This window comes from Roseinatronobacter domitianus, from assembly GCF_023336755.1.
GTDB lineage: Bacteria > Pseudomonadota > Alphaproteobacteria > Rhodobacterales > Rhodobacteraceae > Roseinatronobacter > Roseinatronobacter domitianus.
Window position 1 is genome coordinate 71,361 of sequence record NZ_JALZWP010000013.1, and the last position, 9,982, is coordinate 81,342.

At 60.1% G+C, this 9,982-nt stretch carries 9 protein-coding genes; 8 read left to right on the forward strand and 1 reads right to left on the reverse strand.

Translation table 11 applies throughout. The annotated features are described in order from the left end of the window. Positions 1–96 precede the first annotated feature (96 nt). The 4 genes from topA to M3N55_RS12860 all read left to right on the forward strand — a co-directional run bounded on the left by topA (position 97) and on the right by M3N55_RS12860 (position 5,143). Entirely contained in the window at positions 97–2,682 is a 2,586-nt protein-coding gene (topA, locus tag M3N55_RS12845) for a type I DNA topoisomerase (RefSeq protein ID WP_249059705.1), read from the forward strand. 76 nt (positions 2,683–2,758) lie between these two features. Next, positions 2,759–3,454, forward strand: coding sequence for a CoA transferase subunit A (locus tag M3N55_RS12850; protein WP_249059708.1), 696 nt, complete (start codon positions 2,759–2,761; stop codon positions 3,452–3,454). A 12-nt stretch (positions 3,455–3,466) separates the two neighbouring features. Further along, complete coding sequence (locus tag M3N55_RS12855; protein WP_249059709.1) at positions 3,467–4,495, forward strand: PAS domain-containing protein; 1,029 nt, start codon at positions 3,467–3,469, stop codon at positions 4,493–4,495. Between the two features lie 18 nt (positions 4,496–4,513). Beyond that, entirely contained in the window at positions 4,514–5,143 is a 630-nt protein-coding gene (locus M3N55_RS12860) for a CoA transferase subunit B (RefSeq protein WP_249059711.1), read from the forward strand. An 8-nt stretch (positions 5,144–5,151) separates the two neighbouring features. Here M3N55_RS12860 and M3N55_RS12865 read toward each other — a convergent pair whose 3' ends face one another. Next, positions 5,152–5,991 (reverse strand): lytic transglycosylase domain-containing protein, encoded by an 840-nt coding sequence (locus M3N55_RS12865; protein WP_249059713.1) that lies wholly within the window; start codon positions 5,989–5,991, stop codon positions 5,152–5,154. Between the two features lie 329 nt (positions 5,992–6,320). On the opposite strand from M3N55_RS12865, the gene M3N55_RS12870 reads away from it, so the two are divergent. From M3N55_RS12870 to M3N55_RS12885, 4 genes are all read left to right on the forward strand, one after another. Further along, entirely contained in the window at positions 6,321–6,533 is a 213-nt protein-coding gene (locus M3N55_RS12870) for a Flp family type IVb pilin (protein ID WP_249059714.1), read from the forward strand. A 218-nt stretch (positions 6,534–6,751) separates the two neighbouring features. After that, a complete protein-coding gene (gene cpaB / locus M3N55_RS12875) occupies positions 6,752–7,579 on the forward strand; it encodes a Flp pilus assembly protein CpaB (RefSeq protein ID WP_249059715.1) in 828 nt (275 codons plus the stop codon). Between the two features lie 251 nt (positions 7,580–7,830). Continuing rightward, positions 7,831–9,189, forward strand: a complete 1,359-nt coding sequence (locus M3N55_RS12880; RefSeq protein WP_249059716.1) for a type II and III secretion system protein family protein — start codon at positions 7,831–7,833, stop codon at positions 9,187–9,189. A 34-nt stretch (positions 9,190–9,223) separates the two neighbouring features. Continuing rightward, entirely contained in the window at positions 9,224–9,832 is a 609-nt protein-coding gene (locus M3N55_RS12885; RefSeq protein WP_249059717.1) for an OmpA family protein, read from the forward strand. The last annotated feature ends 150 nt before the right edge of the window (positions 9,833–9,982 follow it).

The following is a 9,982-nucleotide window of genomic DNA, read 5'->3' on the forward strand; positions in this document are numbered from 1 at the left end:
CCGGTGCAAAGCAGGGTGCATTGACATTCCCCCTGCCTGTCTCACATGTAAACCGGCATCACTGGGGCACACCCGCAAGATAGATTTGAGGAATTCATGGCCGTTGTCGTCGTCGAATCGCCTGCCAAGGCCAAGACAATCAACAAATATCTGGGTGCGGGGCACACGGTTCTGGCCTCTTACGGGCATGTCCGCGACCTGCCGCCCAAAGACGGGTCGGTCGATACGGAGCATGAATTCGAGATGAAATGGGAGGTGGCGAGCGATTCGCGCAAGCACCTCAAGGCGATTTCCGACGCGCTGAAAGACGATAACGAGTTGATTCTGGCCACTGACCCCGACCGCGAGGGCGAGGCGATTTCGTGGCACCTGACCGAAGCGCTGACCAAGTCGCGCGCGTTGAAGAAAGACACGCCGGTCAAGCGCGTTGTGTTCAACGCCATCACCAAATCGGCGGTGACAGAGGCGATGAAGAACCCGCGCGACGTCGATATGCCGCTGGTGCGGGCCTATCTGGCGCGGCGGGCCTTGGATTACCTTGTCGGCTTCAACCTGTCGCCTGTGCTGTGGCGCAAGCTGCCCGGCGCCAAATCGGCGGGGCGCGTGCAGTCGGTCTGCCTGCGCCTGATTGTCGAGCGCGAGATGGAGATAGAGGCATTCCGCGCGCAGGAATACTGGAGTGTCGAGGCTGAACTCGCGACCCCACGCGGTGCAACCTTCACCGCCAAGCTGGTCAACCTTGCGGGCAAGAAGCTGGACAAGTTCGATTTGAACAATCAAACCGCTGCCGAAATGGCCGTTCAGGCCGTGACATCACGCGATCTGACGGTCACATCGGTCGAGGCAAAACCCGCCAGCCGCAACCCGTCCGCGCCCTTCATGACATCCACCTTGCAGCAAGAGGCCAGCCGCAAATTCGGCATGGGCGCAAAGCACTGTATGAGCACCGCGCAGCGCCTGTATGAGGCGGGCCACATTACTTATATGCGGACTGACGGGATCGACATGGCCCCCGAAGCGGTGATGGCCGCGCGTGATGTCATCAAGGACCGCTACGGGGCTGAATATGTCCCGAAATCTCCGCGCATGTATAAGAACAAGGCCAAGAACGCGCAGGAAGCGCATGAATGTATCCGCCCCACCGACATGGCGGTCAGCCCTGATAAACTGCGCGTGTCCGACACGGACCAGCGCAAGCTGTATGACCTGATCTGGAAGCGCACCATCGCGGGCCAGATGGAAGCGGCGCGGCTGGAGCGCACCACGGTCGAGATTGGGTCCAGGGACGCGCAGGTCGGCTTGCGCGCCACGGGACAGGTGGTGCTGTTCGAGGGTTTTCTGAAGGTCTACGAAGAAGGCCGCGATGACGTGGTCGATGACGACGACAAGCGCCTGCCGCAGATGTCCGAGGGTGACGCGATGGACAAGCGCGCCATCACGCCAGAGCAGCATTTCACCCAGCCGCCGCCGCGCTACACCGAAGCGACCTTGGTCAAGCGGATGGAAGAATTGGGCATCGGTCGCCCGTCCACCTATGCCAGCATTGTCACGACCATTCAGGATCGGGGCTATGTGCTGAAGGACAAGAACCGCCTGATGCCAGAGGACAAGGGCCGCTTGGTCACGATCTTTCTGGTCAACTACTTCAAACGCTATCTGGAATATGATTTCACCGCTGCCTTGGAAGGGCAGTTGGATGATATTTCGGCAGGCGAGGCCGACTATAAAGAGGTGCTTGAAAAGTTCTGGCGCGACTTCTCGGCGGCGATTGCCGAAACCTCGGAATTGCGCATCACAGAAGTTCTGGACAAGATCGATGAAGTCCTCGCGCCGCAGCTTTATCCGCCGCGCGAAGACGGGTCTGATCCGCGTGTCTGCCCCAAATGCGGCGAGGGCCGTCTGCATCTGAAAACCGCGCGCTCTGGTGGCGCTTTCATTGGCTGCGGCAACTACCCCGAATGCCGGTTCACGCGCCCCATTGGGGTAGTGGACGAAGCGCAGGCGGAATTGTCGGGCGATGGCAAGTTGCTGGGCCATGACGCAGGCGACCCGATCAGCCTGCGCACCGGGCGTTTTGGCCCCTATGTGCAGCGCGGAGAGGCGACCAAGGAAGACCCCAAGCCGCCCCGCGCGTCGCTGCCCAAAGGCTGGGAGGTGGACAGCATCGACCTTGAGAAAGCGCTGATGCTGCTGTCCCTGCCGCGCCCTGTTGGCCCCCATCCCGATGATGGAGAGATGATCGAGGCCGGGATCGGGCGCTATGGCCCCTTCGTCAAGCACGGCAAGAAATACGCCAACCTGCCAGAGGTTGATGAGGTCTTTACCATCGGAATGAACCGCGCGGTCGAGGTCTTGGCCGCCAAGCCCATGCGTGGTCGCGCCGCTGCTGCCGAGCCGCTGAAAACGCTGGGCGATCATCCCGATGGTGGCGCCTTGGCGGTGATGAAGGGGCGCTACGGTCCTTATGTGAAGTGGGACAAGGTTAACGCCACGCTGCCCAAGGACATGGAGCCAGAGGCGATCACGCTGGAGCAGGCGATAGAGCTGGTCAACGCCAAGGCCGCGACGAAGGGCAAGAAGAAAGCCCCCGCCAAGAAAGCTGCGGCAAAAAAGCCCGCGGCCAAGAAACCGGCGGCGAAGAAGGCGACCACTGCCAAAAAGGCAACACCAAAGGTAGAGTGAAGACGCGCCCATCTGGTTGACTAAAGCCCGGCAGACGGTCAATTGTATTCCTTGGTATATCGAAACGAGGCATGGCATGAAAAAGATCTACGGCACCGCGTCAGAGGCGCTGGATGGGCTTTTGTTCGACGGCATGACCATCGCGGCAGGCGGTTTTGGTTTGTGCGGCATTCCCGAATTGCTGATCGCCGCGATCCGGGACGCGGGCACCAAGGATCTGAGCATCGCGTCCAATAATGCGGGTGTCGACGGGTTCGGGCTTGGCGTGCTGTTGGAATCACGCCAGGTCAAAAAGATGATGTCGTCCTATGTCGGCGAGAATGCCGAGTTCATGCGGCAATATCTGAGCGGCGAGCTGGAGCTGGAATTCAACCCGCAAGGCACGTTGGCCGAACGGATGCGCGCAGGTGGCGCGGGCATTGCCGGCTTTTACACGCGCACCGGCGTCGGCACGCAAATCGCCGAGGGCAAGGAGCACAAAGAGTTCAACGGCGAAACCTTCGTTCTGGAAACCGGCATTTTCGCTGATTTGTCCATCGTGAAGGCGTGGAAGGCCGATACCACGGGCAACGCGATTTTCCGCAAGACCGCGCGCAACTTCAACCCGCCCGCCGCGAAATGCGGGCGCGTCTGTGTGCTGGAGGTAGAGGAAATCGTGGACCCGGGCACGCTGGACCCTGATGCTATCCATCTGCCGGGAATTTACGTGAACCGCTTGATTCAGGGGGATCACGAGAAACGTATTGAACAGCGCACCACGCGCGCGGCGTAACGAGGGGTAGCGATGGAAGGACAATCTCTCCAAAGCGCGTTTGTCACGAACGAGACATTTTCAGAATACTCGCGTCTGAGTATCTCCATCGTGCTGACCGATCCAACGCAGGACGACAATCCTATCGTCTATGTCAATGACGCGTTCGAGCGCACGACAGGTTATAGTCGCGCGGTGTCGATTGGTCGCAACTGCCGCTTCCTGCAAGGTGAAAAAACCGACAAACGCGACGTGGACCGAATGCGCGCGGCGCTGGCCGCACGGCGCGAAGTGTCGGTGGATATCGTGAATTACCGCGCGAATGGCACACCGTTTTTCAACCGTCTGATTATCGCCCCCATTTTTGGCGAGGATGGTGAGCCGGTGTTCTTTTTCGGTCTTCAGAAAGAGCTTACCGAAAAAGACCACGGCGGCGATAACCGAATTTCCGGCGATAACCTGACCGTGGTTCAAAACCTTGTGCAGCGCGATCTGGCCATGATCCTGACGAGCCTGCGCGAACCGGCCATCAGTGATGAGATGACGACGCGCCGCGAGTTGGAATCGCTCCCACGTCGTCTGGAAACGCTGCAACTGGTCTATGAAGAAATGCGCCTGACGGGCGGTGCAGATGGGCGCGGCAAGGTCGATCTTGGCACGCTTCTGGGCCGTGTATCTTCCGCGATTGCGCATGACGAAGGGCGCGCGGGTATTCGCTTTGTGCAAACCGCGGAACGCGCAGAGATCACGCTGGATCACGCGACCCGCATTGCCATGATCGTGTCGGAAACGCTGCACAACGCCTTTAACCACGCTTTTAGCCTGCAAGATGAGGGGCGGATCGAATTGCGCGTCACCACCTTGTCGGGCGGTGGCGTGAGGATCATGGTCAGCGACGATGGCGAAGGTCTGCCTGCGGGCGTGGCCTGGCCAAGTGAGAAACACGCAGGCGGGCGACTTGTGCGCGGCTTGCTGAACGGGCTGGACGCCACCTTGAACGTGGTGCGCGGCGCGGCGGGCACTGTCGTGCTGCTGGACGTGCCGGTCAATTTCGAGACTTGAACCCAAGAAGGATAGCAAATGCCCTGGGACCGCAACCAGATGGCCGCACGCGCGGCGCAGGAACTGGAAGATGGGATGTATGTCAATCTTGGCATCGGGATTCCGACGCTGGTGGCAAATTACATCCCCGAAGGGGTGCAGGTCACGCTGCAATCGGAAAACGGGATGCTGGGCATCGGCCCGTTTCCAACCGAGGATGAGATTGACCCCGATCTTATCAACGCGGGCAAGCAAACCGTAACGGCGCTGCCGCACACGGCCTATTTCGACAGCGCCGAATCATTTGCCATGATCCGCGGTGGCAAGATCAACATGGCGATTCTGGGCGCGATGGAAGTGGCCGAAAACGGCGACATCGCGAATTGGATGATCCCCGGCAAGCTGGTCAAGGGCATGGGCGGCGCGATGGATCTGGTCGCGGGCGTGAAACGCGTGATCGTGGTGATGGACCACACCAACAAGGCGGGCGAATCGAAACTGTTGCGCGCCTGCACGCTGCCGCTGACCGCGACGGGCGTGGTCAAGCGCATCATCACCAATCTGGGTGTGCTGGATGTGGTCGAAGGTGGGCTGAAGATCGTGGAATGCGCCGAGGGCGTCACCGAGGACGAGATTCGCGCCGCAACAGAGGCAGCCATCGTCGCCTGACCCGACCGCTACCCCGCTTGGGCGATCTTGAACACACACGGGTCGCTCGGCAATTCCGGCACGGTCGCGCATAGCCCGCGCGCGACCTGCCACGCCGCCAGCACTTTGGGCACGTAGTCGCGGGTTTCGGCAAAGGGCGGGACGCCGCCATTGCGGTCTACCGCGCCCTCGCCCGCGTTGTATCCGGCCAAGACCAAAACCACGTCATTGTCGAATCGTTCCATCAGCCAATGCAGGTATCGCACACCGCCTGTGATGTTCTGACCGGTGTCGAACGGGTCGGTCACGCCGAATCGTTCTGCGGTGGCGGGGATAAGCTGCATCAATCCCTGCGCATTTGCAGAGCTGATGGCATCTGCCCGCCCGGCTGATTCGACAGAAATGACGGCCAGCGCCAGCGCAGGGGATACGCGGGTTCCGACTGTGGCCCGCAAGATAGAGGACGCGTGCGATTCGGCGATATTCTGCAAATCCTGCAGACGGGGCGCGCGTAGGTTGGTTCCCGCCGGGGGCGCGGTCAGCACGTCGCGCGCGGCCAGGAAACGGGACACATCTGGTCCGCCTTTTGGGGGCACACGCTCCCAGAACCATGCAAAATTGCCCGGTGATGCGCGGTCCGGTGCCCCTTCTGGCGTTGGGGGCGGGGTCTGTGGAACACGGGGCGCGGCGGCAATACGCGCGGCTTGTTCTGCGGGGTCAATCTGCACCGTGATGCGCTTTCCGGCGCCCGATTCGCCCACGGCAATGCGCCGAAAGGTGAAATCGCGGTCGCCCTGCTCTTGCGCAGAGGCAAGACCGGGCAGCGTGGCCATGCAAAGGGCCGCCATCAGGGCGCGGTTGGAATACATCGGAATAACTGCTTTTTTATACTTTTGTTCAACAATGCCGATAATGACGCTATTAATCCAGAGGTTTCAGGTGGTCGGTTCGTGGATAGGCCGTGTGCCCCTGATCGACAGGGCCTGACATGGGTAAAACCCACTCGGCGCGACCGAAAGTTGGTCTAGGACGGGGATTTGCGGAAAATTCGCATGGTTCCAAAATGGTCAGAATCGCGCCCCAATGCTGCCACGGTTCGGGGGCTATATCGGTCTCAGCCAAGCGGTCAACGACCAAACACCCTTAGAGTAACCGGTTCGGCTGAGTAGAAACTGTTCAAAATGTTGGAGACTTGAAAATGAAACTGTTCGCAAACATCAAAACCTTCGCCGCTGACGAATCTGGTGCCGTGACCGTTGACTGGGTCGTTCTGACCGCAGCCATCGTGGGCCTGGGCATTGCCGTGATCGCCTCCGTTCGCACCGGCACCACCGATCTGGCAACGGATATCCAAACCTCGCTGACAGGCGGTTCGGTTGCTGCACTGGGCGAACTCGGCGTGAACAACTAAGGCTTATCAGCCTTGGAATTCAGGGCGCTCCTTCGGGGGCGCCTTTTCTGTTTCGTCATCCGGTTTGCCCGCCGTGAAGGGTCAGCAGCCTGTCCCTGTCGGGGCAATGGCCGAATTCCAGTCCCGGCAGGAACAACAATCTGCCACATTCGGATGGCATCGTTTCCTGTAACCAGTTCCCGGCACATATCCGGGCTAATTTTTGAAAGGATTTGGCAATGCGCATCGTTTTCGGAGCCGTCCTTGTCGCAGGTCTTGGCCTGGCCGGCACGGCCGCGTATCAAACTAAGGGCTACATTTCCAGGATGCAGGCCGAGCTTGCCCATGCCCGCGCCAACGTGAACACCGCAGAGATGGTCGATGTGTTCCTGGCCAAACGTCCGCTTACCTATGGGGAGCGTCTGACCCGCAATGATGTGCTGGTGGCGCCTTTCCCGCAATATGCAGTCCCGGCGAATGCGCTGGGCTCGGTGGACGCACTGTTCCCGAACAATATCGACCACCGCATCGTTCTGCGCACCATGGATGCGCGCGAACCGATCCTGCTCAGCAAACTGACCGCGCCGGGCAAAGAGGCGGGGATTACCTCGCATCTTAGCCCCGGCATGCGCGCCTTTACCATCCCGGTCAACCAGATCAGCGGCGTGGCCGGGTTTTTGCGCCCCGGCGACCATGTCGATGTGTTCTGGTCCGGGCGCCGCAATGGCAACGAGGAATTTACGCAGCTGATCGAATCGCAACTGCGCATTATCGCGGTGGATCAGTCGGCGGATATGGATCGCTCTGAAAAGGTGCAGATTGCAAGCAACGTCACGGTCGAAGCCAGCCCGGAACAGGCCGGGGCATTGGCGCTGGCGCAGAATTCCGGTCGCCTGTCTCTGGCGCTTGTCGGCGTCGATGACCGCGAACAATCCGCCGCAGTGGAGATGACACAAGACCGCCTTCTGGGCGTTGTCCGCGAAGAGCGGGTTGTTCAGGAAACATGCCATATTCGCACCCGTCGCGGCAACGAGTTGGTTAATATTGAGATCCCCTGCACGAACTGACCACGCCAGGCTGGCACCGCGCGACGGGGATCAGGCAGAAATCCGATCCGCCGCGCCGGTGTCGTCCACCCCCAGATGCGGTGGTTGGTTGATAGCTGGCCGCGACATTTGCCTTGTTCCTTGGGGCTGTTGCAGGAAATACATAAAGAACACCCCGCAACTATCTGGAATCTTGATAAGTTGTGACGGATAGGGCATAGTCTTTAAAAATAATCGGCAACGTCCGAGCAGATTTCAGAGGCAGGCACCTTATGAGTATAAAGAGATTGGCAGTCGCGCTGCTGACCGTTTCCGGTCTGGCGCTTGCGCAGGCAGCGCCTGCATTGGCCCAGAATGTCCGCGTCCTGAACGCCGATTCGGCATCGACTTTGCGGGTTCCCATGAACCGCGCCGTGGTTGTCGAAACCGAGCAACCCTTTGCTGAACTTTCTATCGCGAATCCGGGTATTGCCGATATTTCGACGTTGTCCGACCGCTCGATCTACGTTCTGGGCAAGATGCCCGGACGCACGACCTTGACCGTGCTGGGCGTCAATGGCGACCTTATGTCGAACGTAGAAGTGCAGGTCACACCCGATATTGCCGAGTTCCGCGAACGCCTGCGGCAGATTTTGCCGAATGAGAAGATAGAGGTCCGCACTGCCAATGACGGCATCGTGCTATCTGGCACCGTATCGACCCCCGCCCGACTTGATGCCGCATTCCAGCTGGCACAACGCTATGCGCCCGAGCGCGTGTCCAACCTGATGAGCGTCGGCGGCACGCAGCAAGTTATGTTGAAAGTGCGGTTCGCCGAGATGCAGCGCGGGATCAGCAAATCCCTCGGCGGCAGTCTGCAGGTCACGGGCGGCACGCATGGCACGCTGAGTTCCGGCAATTTTGCCACGGCGAGCGCATCGAACCCAGCCGGCACACTCGGGTTTCGGGTTGGCGGCGGCAGCCTGACCGCGCAGGTGCTGATTGAGGCGCTTGAAACGCAAGGCATGGCGCGCACTTTGGCAGAGCCCAACCTGACCGCGCTATCGGGGCAACAGGCTTCGTTCCTGGCTGGCGGCGAATATCCCATCCCGGTGGTCGTGGATGGAAATGTGTCCATCGACTACAGGCCGTTCGGGGTGGAGTTGACCTTCACGCCGCGCGTGCTGGAAGACAATGTCATCAATCTGGAGTTGGAAGCAGCGGTCAGTTCGCTGGACGGGGCGAATACCGTGTCCGTCGGTGGCACTGTCGTCAACGCGTTCCGCCGCCGGTCAACAGAGACCACGGTAGAACTGCGGGACGGTGAGAGCTTTGCGATTGCCGGTCTGCTGGAAGACGACTTCCGCTCGGGCTCTACGGCCGTGCCGTGGATTTCGGAACTCCCCATTCTTGGGGCGTTGTTCCGCAGCGTGAATTATCAGCGCAGCCAGACGGAACTTGTCATCATCATCACGGCGCATTTGGTCACGCCAACCCGTGGCGAGGCTTTGATGCTGCCCACCGACCGTGTCCGCCCGCCAAGCGAGCGCGAACTGTTTCTTGACGGGCGGTTGACGGCACGCGGTGGCGGGGCGGTTGGTGAAGTGGCCCGGCAGGATTTCGGTGGGTCTTACGGCTATGTGATGGAATGATCGTCACGCGTTTTCATTGGTGCAGGAGCCTGCCATGGCTGTAGACAGACGTTTTTTCTTGTTGGGTGCCGCCGGCTTTGGGCTGTCGGCTTGTAGCGGGTCTTTCAATCGCGAAGCTGGGATCAGCCTGGACGAAGGCGGTTTCGGCAACCCGAGCATGCATAATCACCTTGTCCAGACCGGTCAGATCAGTCTGGCTGAGATTATGACGCGGCGCTTCCATGACGAAGTGCCCTCGATGGTGAATTTCGATTTCGGCAGCGCCGCGCTATCCTCCGAGGCACAGGGCATCCTGCATGTCCAGGCCGATTGGATGAAGCGGTTCCCTGAACTGCGTTTCACTGTCTATGGGCATACGGACGCGGTGGGCAGCAGTGCCTCCAACCATCGGCTTGGGTTGCGGCGCGCGCAGGCGGTGCGGCGGTTCCTTGTGGGGCGTGGCGTCCCACATCGCAGCATCATCGCGGTTGTCTCGCGCGGGGAGGAGCAGCCGCTTATCGTCAGCGAGGGGCGTGAGCCTGCCAACCGGCGCACTGTAACAGAGATTTCCGGCTCCATGCGGCGTCATCCCAACATCATCAACGGCGAATATGCGCGAATCATTCATCGCGAATATGTTGCCGCTGCGACAGAACTGCCTTGACCACTTGCCGGAAAGCAGGAACCGGGAGTGTCATGAACTTTGTGTATCTGGTCTGGCCCATGCGGGTTTCAGATACGGTTACGCATTGAAGCGATCCTCGAACATTATGGCGAAATGGTTGCGGGCGGCAAACCATTCCCGGACATTTCG

Coding starts and splice junctions, on each gene's coding strand:
- M3N55_RS12860 (WP_249059711.1), top strand. CDS start 4,514: ATGCCCTGGGACCGCAACCAGATGGCCGCACGCGCGGCGCAGGAACTG.
- M3N55_RS12885 (WP_249059717.1), top strand. CDS start 9,224: ATGGCTGTAGACAGACGTTTTTTCTTGTTGGGTGCCGCCGGCTTTGGG.
- topA (WP_249059705.1), top strand. CDS start 97: ATGGCCGTTGTCGTCGTCGAATCGCCTGCCAAGGCCAAGACAATCAAC.
- M3N55_RS12880 (WP_249059716.1), top strand. CDS start 7,831: ATGAGTATAAAGAGATTGGCAGTCGCGCTGCTGACCGTTTCCGGTCTG.
- M3N55_RS12850 (WP_249059708.1), top strand. CDS start 2,759: ATGAAAAAGATCTACGGCACCGCGTCAGAGGCGCTGGATGGGCTTTTG.
- M3N55_RS12870 (WP_249059714.1), top strand. CDS start 6,321: ATGAAACTGTTCGCAAACATCAAAACCTTCGCCGCTGACGAATCTGGT.
- cpaB (WP_249059715.1), top strand. CDS start 6,752: ATGCGCATCGTTTTCGGAGCCGTCCTTGTCGCAGGTCTTGGCCTGGCC.
- M3N55_RS12855 (WP_249059709.1), top strand. CDS start 3,467: ATGGAAGGACAATCTCTCCAAAGCGCGTTTGTCACGAACGAGACATTT.
- M3N55_RS12865 (WP_249059713.1), bottom strand. CDS start 5,991: ATGTATTCCAACCGCGCCCTGATGGCGGCCCTTTGCATGGCCACGCTG.